Annotated in this window: 17 protein-coding genes and 1 pseudogene; 9 read left to right on the forward strand and 9 right to left on the reverse strand. The window is 60.6% G+C overall.

Annotation, left to right across the window (positions count from 1 at the left end; genetic code table 11):
* Positions 1-10 precede the first annotated feature (10 nt).
* From YU3_RS38515 to YU3_RS0135625, 3 genes are all read right to left on the reverse strand, one after another.
* A complete protein-coding gene (locus YU3_RS38515; RefSeq protein WP_051334236.1) occupies positions 11-631 on the reverse strand; it encodes a Tim44/TimA family putative adaptor protein in 621 nt (206 codons plus the stop codon).
* Between the two features lie 54 nt (positions 632-685).
* Complete coding sequence (ctaD, locus tag YU3_RS0135620; protein WP_027170581.1) at positions 686-2,281, reverse strand: cytochrome c oxidase subunit I; 1,596 nt, start codon at positions 2,279-2,281, stop codon at positions 686-688.
* A gap of 102 nt (positions 2,282-2,383) precedes the next feature.
* Positions 2,384-3,046 carry a 5-formyltetrahydrofolate cyclo-ligase gene (locus tag YU3_RS0135625; protein WP_027170582.1) on the reverse strand — a complete coding sequence of 221 codons (663 nt, stop codon included), beginning with the start codon at positions 3,044-3,046 and terminating at the stop codon, positions 2,384-2,386.
* A gap of 121 nt (positions 3,047-3,167) precedes the next feature.
* Here YU3_RS0135625 and YU3_RS0135630 point away from each other — a divergent pair, with 121 nt between their 5' ends.
* A complete protein-coding gene (locus YU3_RS0135630; RefSeq protein WP_027170583.1) occupies positions 3,168-4,013 on the forward strand; it encodes a LysR family transcriptional regulator in 846 nt (281 codons plus the stop codon).
* Between the two features lie 69 nt (positions 4,014-4,082).
* A complete protein-coding gene (locus YU3_RS0135635) occupies positions 4,083-4,628 on the forward strand; it encodes a DUF488 domain-containing protein (protein WP_027170584.1) in 546 nt (181 codons plus the stop codon).
* A gap of 8 nt (positions 4,629-4,636) precedes the next feature.
* Here the strand turns inward: YU3_RS0135635 and YU3_RS0135640 are convergent, their stop codons facing one another.
* The 4 genes from YU3_RS0135640 to YU3_RS42060 form a co-directional block, all read right to left on the reverse strand.
* Positions 4,637-5,200 carry a hypothetical protein gene (locus YU3_RS0135640; RefSeq protein ID WP_027170585.1) on the reverse strand — a complete coding sequence of 188 codons (564 nt, stop codon included), beginning with the start codon at positions 5,198-5,200 and terminating at the stop codon, positions 4,637-4,639.
* A 162-nt stretch (positions 5,201-5,362) separates the two neighbouring features.
* Positions 5,363-5,821, reverse strand: coding sequence for a nucleoside diphosphate kinase regulator (gene rnk / locus YU3_RS0135650; RefSeq protein ID WP_027170586.1), 459 nt, complete (start codon positions 5,819-5,821; stop codon positions 5,363-5,365).
* 306 nt (positions 5,822-6,127) lie between these two features.
* The gene (locus tag YU3_RS0135655) at positions 6,128-6,334 is read right to left on the reverse strand and encodes a hypothetical protein (RefSeq protein WP_027170587.1); all 207 of its coding nucleotides are present in this window, start codon (positions 6,332-6,334) and stop codon (positions 6,128-6,130) included.
* Positions 6,335-6,427: 93 nt separating this feature from the next.
* Positions 6,428-7,030 carry a hypothetical protein gene (locus YU3_RS42060; RefSeq protein ID WP_245273754.1) on the reverse strand — a complete coding sequence of 201 codons (603 nt, stop codon included), beginning with the start codon at positions 7,028-7,030 and terminating at the stop codon, positions 6,428-6,430.
* 15 nt (positions 7,031-7,045) lie between these two features.
* On the opposite strand from YU3_RS42060, the gene YU3_RS38980 reads away from it, so the two are divergent.
* The 7 genes from YU3_RS38980 to cydB all read left to right on the forward strand — a co-directional run bounded on the left by YU3_RS38980 (position 7,046) and on the right by cydB (position 13,889).
* On the forward strand, positions 7,046-7,555 hold the full coding sequence (locus YU3_RS38980) for a hypothetical protein (protein WP_051334237.1): 510 nt from the start codon (positions 7,046-7,048) through the stop codon (positions 7,553-7,555).
* Positions 7,556-7,566: 11 nt separating this feature from the next.
* Complete coding sequence (locus YU3_RS0135670) at positions 7,567-8,259, forward strand: CBS domain-containing protein (protein ID WP_156913719.1); 693 nt, start codon at positions 7,567-7,569, stop codon at positions 8,257-8,259.
* Positions 8,260-8,269: 10 nt separating this feature from the next.
* Positions 8,270-8,608 (forward strand): ferredoxin FdxA, encoded by a 339-nt coding sequence (gene fdxA / locus YU3_RS0135675; protein WP_027170590.1) that lies wholly within the window; start codon positions 8,270-8,272, stop codon positions 8,606-8,608.
* A gap of 4 nt (positions 8,609-8,612) precedes the next feature.
* The gene (locus YU3_RS0135680; RefSeq protein ID WP_027170591.1) at positions 8,613-10,631 is read left to right on the forward strand and encodes a hydantoinase/oxoprolinase family protein; all 2,019 of its coding nucleotides are present in this window, start codon (positions 8,613-8,615) and stop codon (positions 10,629-10,631) included.
* Positions 10,594-11,148 carry a redoxin domain-containing protein gene (locus tag YU3_RS42210; protein WP_280799228.1) on the forward strand — a complete coding sequence of 185 codons (555 nt, stop codon included), beginning with the start codon at positions 10,594-10,596 and terminating at the stop codon, positions 11,146-11,148. Before YU3_RS0135680 ends, YU3_RS42210 begins: the two co-directional genes overlap by 38 nt.
* A gap of 330 nt (positions 11,149-11,478) precedes the next feature.
* Entirely contained in the window at positions 11,479-12,882 is a 1,404-nt protein-coding gene (locus YU3_RS38530) for a cytochrome ubiquinol oxidase subunit I (RefSeq protein ID WP_036260472.1), read from the forward strand.
* Positions 12,879-13,889: a cytochrome d ubiquinol oxidase subunit II gene (cydB, locus tag YU3_RS0135695; RefSeq protein WP_027170592.1), complete on the forward strand. Its 1,011-nt coding sequence runs from the start codon at positions 12,879-12,881 to the stop codon at positions 13,887-13,889. Before YU3_RS38530 ends, cydB begins: the two co-directional genes overlap by 4 nt.
* 323 nt (positions 13,890-14,212) lie before the next feature.
* Here the strand turns inward: cydB and YU3_RS0135700 are convergent, their stop codons facing one another.
* Both YU3_RS0135700 and YU3_RS0135705 read right to left on the reverse strand, forming a co-directional pair.
* Positions 14,213-14,572: an L-lactate permease gene (locus YU3_RS0135700; protein WP_027170593.1), complete on the reverse strand. Its 360-nt coding sequence runs from the start codon at positions 14,570-14,572 to the stop codon at positions 14,213-14,215.
* 139 nt (positions 14,573-14,711) lie between these two features.
* Positions 14,712-15,039: pseudogene (locus YU3_RS0135705) on the reverse strand (IS5/IS1182 family transposase); the annotation flags it as partial.

The following is a 15,039-nucleotide window of genomic DNA, read 5'->3' on the forward strand; positions in this document are numbered from 1 at the left end:
CACATACCGGTTACTCGCCTGACGTGGCGACCAACATCCAATTCCGCTTCATTGACCGGGTTTCACAGGCGAACGTCCACCTGTCGATCACCCCAACAATCTGCTCGGGATCGCCGGCGACGATCTCATTGTTGACCGAGCGTGTAACGCTGACCAACTCGGAAACGTACCGAACAACAATCTCAGCGGCTCCGTCCTCCTCAAGAGTATCGACGATCTTTGCTTCGCTGGTGCCGATGAAGGTGAGATGCAGCGTCTCCTTGCGATCCCGGCGTCCGGCAATGGCTAGCTCGAAGGCATCAAGCACTTCCGGCCCGACAAGGCGCTTCAACGTCTGGATGTCACTGTCCGCATAGGCCCGCAGAATAGTTTCGTAGGCTGCCTTGGCGCCAGCCAGAAACGCGGCGACGTCGAAATCCGGGTCGATCTTTCGAATCCCATCCAAGGAGGTGTCGGCGGCGGCCCTGCGTTCGTCACTGTCGCTCCGTTGGCTCGTCGGCGCATCATCCCGCTTGGCCTTGTCGTTGCCTTGACGCGGCTGGGTTAGGCCCCAACTGCTCAGTAATGCCCAATAAAACGCGATGATCCCCACGAGCAGGATTTGGTTGTTTGGATCTGTGGTTTCGTTCATGACGTTCTCCCGACAATATGTCGAAGCGACAGCTGGCACCGACCGGAGCGAACACTAGGCAATGCGCGGCAGCTTTTCCCACTGATGGAAGGGTGGTGGCGACGGCAGTTGCCATTCAAGCGTGGTCGCTCCTTCGCCCCATGGATTGGCGGCAGCTTGACGTTTGCGAGCGAAAGCCTCCGCAACCGTGATGAAGAAGACGACAAGCCCGACCGTTGAGATGTAAGCCCCGATCGACGATACGAAGTTCCAGCCGGCGAAAGCATCGGGGTAGTCAGCGGTGCGGCGCGGCATGCCGGCCATGCCGAGAAAATGCTGTGGGAAAAAGACCAGATTGACGCCGATGAACATCAGCCAGAAATGCAGCTTGCCCATCCTTTCATTGTACATGTAGCCGGTCATCTTCGGGAACCAGTAGTAGAAGCCGGCGAAGATGGCGAAGACAGCTCCCAAGGACAGCACATAGTGGAAGTGGGCGATCACGAAATAGGTGTCGTGCAACGAGCGGTCGATCCCGGGGCTGGCGACCATGATGCCGGTGACGCCGCCGATGGTGAAGAGGAGGACGAAGCCGAAAGCCCACAGCATCGGCGTCTTGAACTCGATCGATCCTCCCCACATCGTGGCCAGCCACGAAAACACCTTTACGCCTGTTGGAACGGCGATGACCATCGAGGCGAAGGCGAAGTAGCGCTGGCTGTCGACGGAGATACCGGTTGTATACATGTGGTGAGCCCAGACGACGAAACCGATCATGCCGATGGCCACCATCGCATAGGCCATGCCGATGTAGCCGAAGATCGGCTTCTTAGCGAAGGTCGAGATGACATGGCTGATGATGCCGAAGCCAGGCAGGATCATGATGTAGACTTCGGGATGACCGAAGAACCAGAACAGATGCTGGTAGAGGATCGGATCTCCGCCGCCGTCGGGGACGAAGAAGGTGGTGCCGAAGTTGCGATCCGTGAGCAGCATCGTGATCGCGCCGGCAAGCACCGGCAGCGACATGAGAAGCATGAAGGCTGTGACCAGCATCGACCAGGCGAACAGAGGCATCTTGTGCATCGTCATTCCCGGCGCGCGCATGTTGAAGATCGTGGTGATGAAGTTGATCGCGCCGAGGATAGATGATGCTCCTGCAAGGTGGATCGACAGAATGACGAGGTCGACTGCGGGGCCGGGCTGGCCAGAGGTCGAGAGCGGCGGATAGAGCGTCCAGCCGCCGCCATGGCCGAGCGTGCCGGGCGCTCCCGGCACGAACATCGAGATGATGAAGAGGATGAACGACATCACCAGCAGCCAGAACGAGATGTTGTTCATGCGCGGAAACGCCATGTCGGGCGCGCCGATCATGATCGGCACCATCCAGTTGCCGAAGCCGCCGATCAGCGCCGGCATGAGAACGAAGAAGATCATGACCAGGCCATGGGAACTGACGACGACGTTGTAGGCCATCGGATCGCTGAATATCTGCAGGCCGGGCTCCTGGAGTTCCATCCGGATCAGCACCGAAAGCGCGGTACCGAAGATCCCAGTCATGATCGAGAACAGCAGATAAAGCGTCCCGATATCCTTGTGGTTGGTCGACCACAGCCACCTGACGAGAAACACGGGCTTGTGGTCGTCGAATGTTGTTGCTGGATTCGACATTGTGCTCTCCTGCTTTCATTCAGGCATGCAGGATGGTTGCCACGATGGACGGCGCTCAGTCGCCGTCGCAACCGGAAAACCAGGCGCTGTCTGCTTCGTGCTTCAGGTGTCCGTGACGATTACGTCCATCGGAACATCGTGGGGCTGCGGATGGATCGTTCGGAGCCGGCTTCCCGCGTAACCCACTCCGACAGCTAGCGGCCGCCTGTGCATCGCCGCGAGCGTTCTGTCAAAGAAGCCGCCGCCATATCCCAGCCGGTAGTTCGCGCCGTCGAAGCCGACCACCGGAGCGATCACGATATCCGGCAGGACCGAAGGCCCGCGTGAGGGAACCAGGATGTTCCAAACGCCGCGCTCGAGCGGATCGCCCGGCCGCCAGGACCGGAACTCAAGCGGCCAGCCCTTCCTGATGACAACGGGAAGCGCTATCCTGCCGCCGCGTTCGATGATCTTGATCGCCCAGTTGCGAAGGTCGGGCTCGCCGCGGAACGGCCAATACCCGCTGACGATGCGCCCGCTGACCTTGCCGACCGCGAGATTGAGGCTCGAAGCGATGCGGTCCGACCTGGCCTTTCTCTCATCGATGTCGATGGCGAGCCGCTCCTCGATCAGCCTCTGCCGCTCCGCCTTTCGCCAGCGCAAGATTTCGCTCCAGGATTCTCCAGGCTCCGGATGGCCGCCATATTCGGGCGAAAGCTCGTGCGCGAAGCAGGGCGGGGATGCGTATTCGTGGGTTTCAGGGTCGGGGTATCTCTTCTCGGCCATCGGTAGCTCCGTATCCGTGCGCCCCACACGTTTGCTGGAAACGTGCCCCGCAGGAAACAGAAAGGCAAACGGAATTAAATGCTGTATCAGTGCAAAATTATTGCGCTCATAGGAGGAGCCCGTGGACATCGATCGAGCGCGCACTTTCCTTGAAATCGTCCATTCGGGCAGTTTCCTGAAGGCGGCGGATCGCCTTCATGTCACGCAGACCACTGTGAGCGCGCGCATTCGCACGCTGGAGGAGGAGCTCGGACGCCAGCTCTTCATCCGAAACCGCAACGGTGCGCAACTGACGCCGGCGGGGCGCGAGTTCGAGCGGTACGCCCAGTCCTTCGTGCAGATCTGGGAACGCGCTCGACACCAGCTCGCCATCCCTTCGGGACGGACGAGCGTCGTTGCCTTGGGCGGAGAACTCAGCCTATGGAACCCGCTGCTGCTCGATTGGCTGGTCTGGATGAAGAAAGCCAGGCCGGAAATCGCCATCCAAGCCCAAGTCGGCGTGCCGGACCAACTCATCGAGCAACTCAGGACCGGCGTTCTCGACATCGCCGTGCTCTATGCGCCGAAGCTGCTGCCGGGATTCAGGGTGGAGCTTCTCGTCGAGGAGCAACTCGTCCTGGTACGGACCAGAGACCGAGACGGGGAACCGGTCGGTTCCAGGGACTATGTCTATGTCGACTGGGGGCCGCTGTTTGCGGCTCAGCACGACGCAAGTTCGACCACGTTCGGGGAACCCGGATTGCTAGTCGGCCTGGGACCGCTGGGTCTAAACTACATTCTGCGCGCGGGCGGAATGGGTTATTTCCGCAGGGGCGCCGCGGCTCCTCACATCGAGGCGGGGCAGCTCGAGGTCGTGGAGGGCGCGCCGGAATTCACCTATCCGGCCTATGCAGTCTATCCGGAAGCAAACGAGGCGCGAGCCGACGTGCAGGAGGCGCTCCGCGGCTTGAAGCAAGTTGTGAAATGATCGCCCCTCCAGGCGCGAGACCATGGGTCGCGTGACTGGAAAGGATGGCTCGCCCTGGATTGACCGACCATGCCTTATCCGTTCTACACCATCGGTCATTCGACCCGGTCGGTTGCCGACTTCGTCGCCCTGATTCGGGTCGGAGAGATCGCTTTGGTCGTCGATATCAGGACCGTCAGGCGATCACGGGCGAACCCGCAGTTCAACAGCGACGCGTTTCCGGAAAGCCTAGCGGCGTTCGGCGTGGGATATGAGCATATTGCCGAGCTTGGCGGCTTGCGCGGCAAGGCGCGCGACATTCCACCGACGCTCAACGCATTCTGGATCAACCAGAGTTTTCACAACTATGCCGATTACGCGCTGTCGGCGGAGTTTCATGGCGGCTTGAACCGGCTTGTGTCCCTCGGCAGGCAGCGGCGGTGCACCGTCATGTGCTCGGAAACGCTATGGTGGCGCTGTCACAGGAGGATCGTTGCGGACTATCTGATCAGCCGCGGCGAGACGGTCTTTCATCTGATGGGCGATGACAAGGTCGAGCCGGCAAAACTCACCGACGGCGTGAGGGCGAAGGTTGACGGAACGCTTGTCTACCCGCCTTCACAGCCTTCGGGATAGACGAGTTCTCAGGCGGCCGACGGACCCGGGTCGTCGAACTCGGCATCGAAGGCTGCCGCAACCTTGTTCTGACCTTCGTCGTGCGGTTCGTCGGAACGATGGACGACGCGCAGACCCGACCCGCCCAGCCGGTACGAGCCCGGCGCAGCAACTCTCGCCAGCTTCAGTCTCTCGCGCCTTGCGGCTTCTGGCTGATAGACCACTTGCTGCACGGTCAGTGTTTCAAGGCTGCCGTCCGCTCTCGGAATGGAAATGGACTGACCCTCGGCCAGACCGAGCAGCGCCAGACCGCGCGGATTGGTGATGGGCAATAGCAGGCCAACCAGACCGCGCATCTGGTCATGGGAGACGATGCGGGTATCGGCAGGGCCGTCGTTCACCCGATAAGCCACGCGGCTGCTGAGTGTCACGACGTTTGCCGGGATGTCTTCCCGAAACATTACAACTGCGTTCGAAATCTTCCGTTGAAGAATAGTCGAGAAGGTTTCGTCGTAGATCGGATGGCGCTCCCGTATCACCTCAAGAATGGTGTAATCCTTGGTGGTCAGTTGACAGCTATCGATAGTGGGCATGACACGTCTCCAGCCGGACCAATGAAGGGTATCCGGCGACAAGCAATTGATCGGATGGTTGGAAAGCTACCCCTGCGCCGACCAGGATAGGCCGGCCCAGGGGTCAGACTCCCGCGATCAGGCTGCCTGCATGATTGAGGAGACGGACGGAGACGCCCATGACTAGAGGCTCGCCGCGATCGGAGACGCAGGCGCGAGGCGGCCGGCTGCTTCGCCTTCCGCGGCGGTATGGTTCACGCCAAGCACCAGCAGTTCATGCCGGCGCCCGTCTCGGGCGGTCCACATGATCGACTGTCCAGCCGAGAGCCCGATCAGGGCCGTGCCGATCGGCGTCAGGATTGAAACCTTGCCCTCGGAGATGTCCGCATCTCCCGGATAAACCAGCGTGACCGTTTTCCGATCGCCTGTGTCGGGCTTGAATGTCACAGTCGAGCCCATCCGGACGGTGCCGGCAGAGACCCAACCATCGGCGACGACGCGCGCGCGCTCGAGTTCGGCGAGCAGTTCATCTGATGCTTCTGGGTTTCGTGCGGCCACAGTGCTCGCGAGCGCCGATAAACGCGCATGATCCGACTGCGAGATGCGGATATTCGGCTTACGCATTTTCGTGTTTTGTTGCATTTGAATTCTCATAATTTCTAGTGAGCCAGCCGTCATCGAGGTGGCGGAAACTGGCCAATCCGGGGAGATTTTTTGCTTGAAGCGACGATGCCTAAGGGACGTTCAGCCCCGCGGTCATCCCATGTCGACGGAAGTATGCCCCTCGGCTCGGGGCACATGACGGCCGAGCCGGGGGTTACGATCCCGCGATGGGACAAACCCTGAAAAGAAAATCACAAAGAATTTTAGCGGCGGCGTTCATAGGGTCATAGTTGGGGAGGCAATCTGGGAAGTCAAGGCAGCCGCCTCAGCGGCGTCAGTCTTGAGCTATTCGGGGCGAACGCCGAGCAACGTGTTTATCACGAGTTCTCTTCCAATCCTGTTTATGCCGGTTCCGAGCGGCCTCTCTTCCGCCAGCCCAAGGAAGACGAGGCGTTCGGCCAATGCTTGCGATAGAGCCGGGTAGCGACCGCGATTCATACGCTTAAGCGCTGTCTGCTCCTCCTCGGTGAGATCACCCCATACAACCTTCATGACGCTTTCCTTGCTGGCACCTGGTCGGCCAATGCGGGATTATGAATCATCCAGCGACGGCTGTGACATTCATCAATCCCGCAAAACCTGAGTCTATGGAACGGCATCTGTTCCGACGATGCCGCCCTCGTTCTCCAGAACGCCGATCCGTCTGACTTCCGAGCGGTTGAGTTTCAGGCGAACGCCGACACCGCCGCCGTTCTCGGCGATGAAAACGGCGCCAGCGTTTTCAAGCGCGGTTTGCAGCGTGTCGCAGACATCCTGGCCGGGAAGGCTGATACGGCGCTCGAATTCTTCGATGGTCAGCGCGTCCACGCCTGAATTGCTTGCGAGCTTTTCACGGGTCCATTCGACAAGCGCGCGAGCGGCGCGGCATTGAGCACCGGTGATCATCGTAAAATCTCCTGCCGGACCGCATTTGGGAGCGAAATCACCGCCTGTTGAAGGCCGAGACGGTCCGGGCGCGGCGGCTTCATCGTCCAAAATAAATATCGAATCCGAAAAGGGAAGGGCAGCTTCACGCGTCGAAAGCGAAATTAATGATGCAAAATAGTTGTGCTGAAGCGGCAATAAATTTCGTTTGTCTTGCATGTAAGGATGAGGCAGGCTTCGGCGCAGCAAATTTGACAGGATGGGTGCCAGCAGCAGGTCCCAACGCCAGGAAGTGGAAGTCTTGGCGATATCGCGCGAAGGCATCCAGGCTCGGCGGCGATGACGGACGCTTTTGAACACGATATCGGCAGAACGGTTTCCGGCTCGGACCTGCAGCATCACGTGGTCGGTCCATTGGTATCGGCCAACCGCCTCGACGCAGGTGCGCCCGCGAATGCCAATGCTCTCAAAGCACGGCTGCGTGAGGAACTGCTCCTGCAGGCACAGGCCCGGCTGCCGATCACCTATGCAAGACTGGCCGAGTGCATGGTCGGTTCGGACGCAACAGGCGTGATCCGGGACGCGCTCGAACAGCTGATGGACGACGATGCGGGCGAAGGCCAGCCATTGCTTGCAGCTGTTGCCGTGAAGGCGCTTGAGCCCGGTCTGCCCGCTCCCTGGTTCTTCCGGAAAGCCGAGAATATGGGGCTATTCGATGGCGATCCGGCCGATCTGGAGGCCTATGCTTTCCATGCAAGGGAGTTCTATCGCGCGATCCACCTCCACTCCGTCAACGGGCAGGGCTCTGGAACGGCCTTTCCGCCGGTTCTGCACCACGCAGACAGGTGAAGGAGAACGAAATGCTGGACGCCAAGGACGTCATGACGTCGCCTGTCATCGCGGTCGGGCCTGACAGCACGGTGGATGAGGTCGCCGATATTCTCCTGTCGCACGGGATCAGCGCCGTGCCGGTGATCGACCGAGGTACGCTGCTGGGCATCGTCAGCGAAGGAGACCTGATCCGCCGGGCGGAGATCGGCACGGTGCCGCAGGGTCGTACCTGGTGGCTTCATTTGTTCACCAACAACGCGGCCCAGGCGGAAGGCTATCTCAAGTCTCATTCCGAGCATGTGACCGACGTCATGACACACCAGGTTGCGACGGTGATCGAGAGCACGCCAGTCGCCGAGATCGCAACCCTGCTTGATCATAATCGGATCAAGCGGGTTCCGGTGCTTCGCGACGGACAGGTGGTGGGGATCGTCAGTCGCGCCAATCTTGTGCGAGCATTGGTCGTTGCCAGGAAAGGCTGGCGCGCTCCAGCCTTGCATGACGACAGCAGCATCAGGATGGAGATCGTCGATGCCTTGCGATCCGAATCGTGGCCCTCGACTTCGGACGTGACCGTGAACAACGGCGTGGTCACCCTGTGGGGAACGTATCTCTCGGAGCAGGAGCGGAAGGCCTCGATCATCTTGGCTGAAAACACCGCTGGCGTACGGGCTATCGATGACCATCGCATTCCCCTCGATATGACCTACGGCTTGGTCTGAAGGCCACCGAATGACGTTCGTGGTCACTGACAATTGCATCAGATGCAAATACATGGACTGCGTGGAGGTCTGTCCTGTGGACTGTTTCTATGAAGGCGAGAACATGCTCGTCATCCACCCCGACGAATGCATCGACTGCGGCGTGTGCGAGCCCGAATGCCCGGCGAAAGCTATTTTTCCCGATACCGTGCCTGGTCTGGACGATTGGCTCGCGCTGAACGCTGAGTACGCGTCTGTGTGGCCTAACATCGCCGTCAAGCGCAATCCACCCGTCGACGCCAAGGCGTTCGACGGCGAAGCGAACAAGCTCGCGAAATATTTCTCGCCGGAACCGGGGCTGGGCGACTGATCACATGAACGCACATGCGCACCAGCCGTCGCCACTTTATCTGGGCATCGACACCGGCGGCACGTACACCGATGCCGTGCTGTGGTCGGAATCTACAGGCATCGTGGCCAAGGCCAAATCGTTGACCACGCGGCACGATCTTGCCGAGGGCATCGCCGGCGCCGTCGACGCTGTTTTGTCCGAGGCTGCCATCGAACCCGGCGCTATCAAGCTCGTCTCGATGTCGACCACGCTCGCGACTAACGCCCTCGTCGAAGGGCAAGGCGGACGGGTCGCGCTGGTGATGATCGGCTTCGCTGAAGCCGACCTTGCCCGGAATGGATTGTCAAAGGCTCTCGGCTCCGATCCGGTGCTCTTCTGCCCGGGCGGGCACGACGTCCACGGCGATCCGCGTCAGCTGGTGCTGGACGCTCTCGTGGCTGCGTTGCCCTCTCTCGCCGACACGGTTTCAGGCGTCGCCGTGGCCTCCTATTTTGCCGTTCGCAATCCCGAACATGAGGTCGCGGTACGCGATGTCATCCGCGAGCGTACTGGGCTTCCTGTGACCTGTTCGCATGAGCTGTCGTCGAAACTCGGCGGACCGCGTCGGGCGCTGACCACGCTTCTCAATGCGCGACTGATCTCGATGATCGATCGCCTTATCGGCGCCACCGAGGGCTTTCTGGCAAGACGCGGGATCGCCGCTCCGCTCATGGTCGTGCGCGGCGACGGCGCGCTGGTCACCGCTGAATTCGCCCGCGCACGGCCGATCGAGACAATTCTGTCAGGACCAGCAGCAAGCCTGGTGGGGGCGCGCTACATGACCGGCATCGATGATGCGGTGGTGTCCGACATCGGCGGCACCACCACCGACATCGCCGTTCTGGACGGCGGCCGCCTGCGGCTCGATCCGGAAGGCGCCACCGTCGGCGGAATGCGAACCATGGTAGAAGCCGTCGCCATGCGCACCTTTGGTCTTGGTGGAGATTCGGAAGTCTCGCTCCATCAGCTGTCGCTGGCTTCGACGATCGTCCTCGGCCCCCGTCGGCTTGTACCGCTGGCGCTGGCCGCGGTGAAACACGGCGACGCCATATGCAAAGGCCTCCAGCGGCAATTGCTCAGCCCTAACGCCAGCCGCTTGGACGGCCGTTTCGCATTGCGCACAGGCGTGCCCGAGCGTCTCGCTGCCGGCCTGACAGTTACCGAGACGCGGCTTTATGCTGAAATTTCGGCAATTCCCGCCGCGCTTGATCGGCTGCTCGTATCGACGTCACAGGTGGCTACACTCAATCGCCTGGTCGCCCGTGGCCTCGTGCACATCGCGGGCTTCACACCGTCCGACGCGGCCCATGTGCTCGGTCGGCAAGCGAATTGGGATCCTGCCGTGGCTCGACTGGGCGCCGAATTATTCGCACGCAAGCGCGACGGCCAGGGCCATCGTGTCGCCAAAGGAGCGGAAGCGTTTTCCGAGATGGTCCTCACCGCCGTCACCCGGCGTTCTGCCGAAGTAATTCTTGAATCGGTCTTTGCCGAGGACGGGCTGGATGGCGGCGTCTCCGTTGCCAATCCGCTGGTTCAGCGGGCGGTTGGCGGGCAAGGCGGCATGGCACGGCTGTCGATCACGCTCGATCGGCCGGTGATCGGCCTCGGGGCCTCGGCTTCGCTGCACTATGCCGGGCTGCCGCGATTGATCGGCAATGAATGCAGCATTGCCGAACACGCCGATGTCGCGAATGCGTTGGGCGCCGTGGTTGGACAGGTGCGAATGTCGGCGGAAGCGCGTGTCACCCAGCCGGAGATCGGGCTTTTCCGTCTCAATTCCGGCGCGCGGTTGGATGACTACGACACCGAGGACGAAGCGATGGCTGCCGCCGAGGCCCACATTCGTGCCTTGGCGGCAGGTCTCGCCGAGCGCGCCGGGACCGATCAGGCGCGGATCGAAATCGCGCGGGAAATACGGGTAGCTACAATCGAGGGCGAACGCAGTTTCGTCGAAGCCATTGTCGTTGCGACCGCTACTGGGCGGCCACGCATCGCGTCGTAACGCCATAGGGACGGATTCAGCAACCGATTGGCTCGTCTTACGGGATCAGGGTCGCAAAAAGCCCGCTGCCGTCGAAGGCTTTCCGTATCCAAACCAAAAAAATCCATTCCGACCGGTCGGGCTTTTTGAAGACATTGAGAAGACGCAAGGCCATGCGCTCAATTTCCCGATGCTTGCCGATACCGACAAGAAGGTCGCCAACCTCTACGGCATGATCCACGCCGAGACCGACCCCAATGTGACGGTGCGCGCCGTCTACGTCATCGATCCAAACAAGAAAATTCGTCTCAGCCTGACCTATCCGCCGAGCGCCGGGCGCAATTTTTCCGAGACCCTGCGCGCCATCGACCGCCTGCAGCTCACCGACAACCAGAACGTCTCGACGCCGGTGAACTGGGAGCCGGATCAGCCGGTCATCATCTCACTAAGCCTCACAGACCCGCAGGCGAAGGAACGGTTTCCGCAAGGCTGGACGGAACTGCGGCCTTGTCTCCGCATGGCGCAGTTGCAGGACTGAATGCCCGCAAATGCCGCTCCAAGTTGCAGGTTCGCCCGTAGGCTTTGCGATCAATTCTTTACAGCGGCGAACGGGGCGCCGCCGACCGTCCCATCTCGACGCAGTAGCCGCTGGACGACTCCTTTGGCTGGCTCCTTCGAGGGCTCATTAGGAAGTGTGGGCTGGTTCCCGGTTGATGGCTAGACGGAAGATCGGTTTCGAAATCCGATATCGACACCGCCGCCAATTTCTGTAGCTTGATCACGGCGTTGAAGCGAGCCGTGGTCACCGTTTGCGGCTGCTGCAGCAGATAAAGTGATTCTCGCCGGCTCGCTTGCAGGAGAGACGAGTATGGACTTTGATCCTGTATTCCTGTCGCGACTGCAATTCGCTTGGGTGATCGGCTGGCACATTCTGCTGCCTGCCATTACGGTGGGATTGGCCGCATTCATTGCGATGCTGGAAGGCCTCAATTTATTCACCGGAAGGGACATCTATCTCCGCATCTCGACGTTCTGGATCAAAATATTCTCGATTGCGTTCGGGATGGGCGTCGTCACCGGTGTTATCATGCCTTTCCAGTTCGGTACGAACTGGAGCCGCTTTTCCGACGCCACCGCCAACGTGCTCTCCCCGCTTTTTGCCTATGAAGGCTTGACGGCGTTTTTCCTTGAGGCGGCCTTCCTCGGCGTCCTTCTGTTCGGACGGCAACTGGTGCCGCGCTGGGCGCATTTCGTTGCCGCACTGATGGTGGCATTCGGAACTTTGCTTTCTTCCTTCTGGATCCTGTCGGCCAATAGCTGGATGCAGACGCCTGCCGGCTACGAGATCATCGATGGTCGTTTCTTTCCGACGGACTGGTTCAAGGTGGTCTTCAATCCTTCCTTTCCCTACCGGCTGGCGCATACCGTCGTCGCCTTCTTCGTCACGACCGGCTTCGTGGTCATGGGCGTCGGCGCCTATCTGATGCGTCGCGGGCGGTCGACCGAGGAAGGGCGAACGATGCTGTCGATGACGTTGTGGCTGCTAACGGTGCTCGTCCCGCTACAGATATTCATCGGCGACCAGCATGGTCTGAACACGCTCGACCACCAGCCGGCCAAGATCGCTGCGATCGAAGCGCGCTGGGAAACCGAGCGGCAGGTGCCGCTGACGCTTTTCGCCATTCCGGACGACAAGGGCGAGCGCAACCTCTTTGCCATCGACCTTCCATGGCTCGGCAGCCTCATCCTCACCCACGAGCTCGATGGCGAGGTCAAGGGCCTCAAGGACTTTCCGGCCGACCAGCGTCCGCCCGTCGCGGTCCCCTTCTTCGCCTTTCGCGTCATGGTCGGCTGCGGCCTCCTGATGCTCGGCCTCGTCCTCTTTGGCGGATGGCTTCGCTGGCGCGGCCGGATGGACACGTCGCGGGCTTTTCTCACGACCACTCAAATCGCGGCGCCCATTGGCTTCGTGGCGGTTATCGCCGGATGGATCACCACCGAGGTCGGACGTCAGCCCTGGACGGTCTATGGCCTTCTGCGTACGGCGGAATCGGTGACACCGTCACTAACGAGGTCCGATGTTGTGATCTCGCTGCTTGGCTATATCGCTGTCTATCTCATCATCTATCCCGCGGGCCTCTTCCTGATGCTGCGCATCGTGCGCAGCGGCCCGTCCATCGTCGCCGACGACGGCGCTGAGATCGAAGGGGGCAGGCCCGAGGCGCCGGTCCGAGCCGGAGCGGTCGAACTTCGAGAGGGGGAAGTGCGATGAGCCAGGTCCTCGATTTCGTGCCGATCTGGACGCTGATCCTCGGCATGGCGGTGTTCTTCTACGTGCTTCTGGACGGCTTCGACCTTGGCGTCGGCATGCTTTACGGCTTCGCGCCCGACACGGCGTCTCGCAACGCGATCATGAACTCGATCGCGCCGATCTGGGACGGCAACGAGACCTGGCTGGTGCTGGGCGGCTTAGGACTTCTTGCGGCGTTTCCGCTTGCCTTCGCCATCATCATACCTGCGGTGTATTTTCCGATCCTCGTCATGCTGCTGGCGCTGGTGTTTCGTGGCGTGGCGTTCGAGTTTCGCTTCCGCGATGCCGAGCACAAGACCTTCTGGGACCATGGTTTCTGCTATGGCTCGGCCATCGCTACCTTTGCTCAAGGGGTGGTGCTTGGCGCCTTCATCCAGGGTTTTGAGGTCACCGGCAGGCAGTTTTCAGGCGGTTCCTCCGATTTTCTGACGCCATTTTCGCTGTTGACAGGTTTCGCCCTGCTGTTCGGCTACGGTCTTCTGGGCGCCGGCTGGCTGGTTCTCAAAACCGAGGGAGAGGTGCAGGCGACTGCGCGCCGCCACGGCCGCATGTGCCTTGTCGGTGTCCTCGTCGGTACAGGCGTGGTCAGCATCTGGACCCCATTCATGAGTGACGCCATCGCCTCGCGCTGGTTTGCCTGGCCGAACGTTCTATATTTGGCGCCGGTGCCCGTAGCGACGGCCGCGGTGGCATTCTTCACCTGGCGGGCTCTGGACAGCGCAAGCGAGATAAGGCCCTTCATTGGCGCGATAGGTCTTTTCATGCTCTCTTACCTCGGGATCGCGATCAGCCTCTTTCCGATGATTGTTCCTTATCGTTTCACACTTTGGGAAGCAGCTTCATCCGAACGTACCCAGGCTTTCCTGCTTGTCGGCACGCTTGTGTTGCTGCCGGTCATCCTGATGTACACCGGCTGGTCCTATTGGGTGTTTCGCGGCAAGGTCCGAGCAGATGTGGGATACCATTGATTTCGCTGTGCGGATCCACTCAGTCGCTTGCTTGCTCGCTGGCAGCTCAACAAAGGAGGCTGTGCGCTGCGACCAAAAGGTTTCGCAACCTGTCGACACGAAGCCGCAGCGCAGCTAGCCGCTCTATTTTTAGATCATGACGGTTGCGGATGACTTATGTCGTGAACCCTGCATCCTGCATTGGATTGCATCTATTTCATCACGATGTGATGAGTTCTGTTGCCCGCTCACGCTCGCTGGCGCTGCGTCGCGAGGCCGAAGCGAGGCCCATGCTTTCCTGGAGGAGGAGGGGCCGGGGACGACTTGGCGGTGTCGTAAACAGCTCAGAGGATGGCGATGCCGGGAAAGAAAAGATAGCAGGCAACACTGACGACGATGAGATAGCAAAGCACCACCACGCACCAGAAGAAATTGTGCCGGATGACCGCGCCTTCGTTGCGCACGAAGCGCGTGGTGGAAACGCCGACACTGGCGGTTTGCGGCGCGATCGGCTTTCCGATCTCCGCGCCGACCGAGTTGACGGTCGGCAACAGCAGCGGCGGAAAGCCGAGGAGTTGCCCGACAAGCGCCTGGAACTTGCCGAACATTGCGTTGGTGGAAGTGTTGCTGCCCGACAGGGCGACCCCGATGAAGCCGAGCAGCGGAGCAACGATGATGAAGGCGGGGCCGATCCGGGAACCCATTTGCGCTCTTCGGGTGGACGGCCGATTCCGCTGCCGTGGCCCGACACTTCCTTCCTCGCTAGGTCAGCGACTTATCGAGATCACCGCGAAGGACCGCGTGACCACGTTCGAGATCACGTCGACTAAGGCCTGTTTACATTCATCGGATTGCGAGGAAAGCGGAGACGAGATTGAGGAGTCCGGCGAAGCAAGCATCGGTCTTTTCGTAACGGGTTGCAATGCGTCGGAATGCCTTGAGATGGCAGAAGAAGTTCTCGACGAGATGGCGCCATTTGTACATNTCGGTGTCGTGAGGGATGCNCCCGGCCCGGTCTGCTTTTGACGGGATGACCGCCACGGCGCCGCGTTCATTCAGGTTGGCGCGCAGCCAGTTGTTGTCGAAGGCCTTGTCGCCGAGGAGTGCCTCAAAATCGAGGCCGGCGATCAAAGGCTCGACCCCGATGCTGTCGTGACGCTGGCCGGGCAAA

Origin of the sequence: Mesorhizobium sp. WSM3224, assembly GCF_000427725.1 — a bacterium.
Taxonomy (GTDB): Bacteria; Pseudomonadota; Alphaproteobacteria; order Rhizobiales; family Rhizobiaceae; genus Mesorhizobium.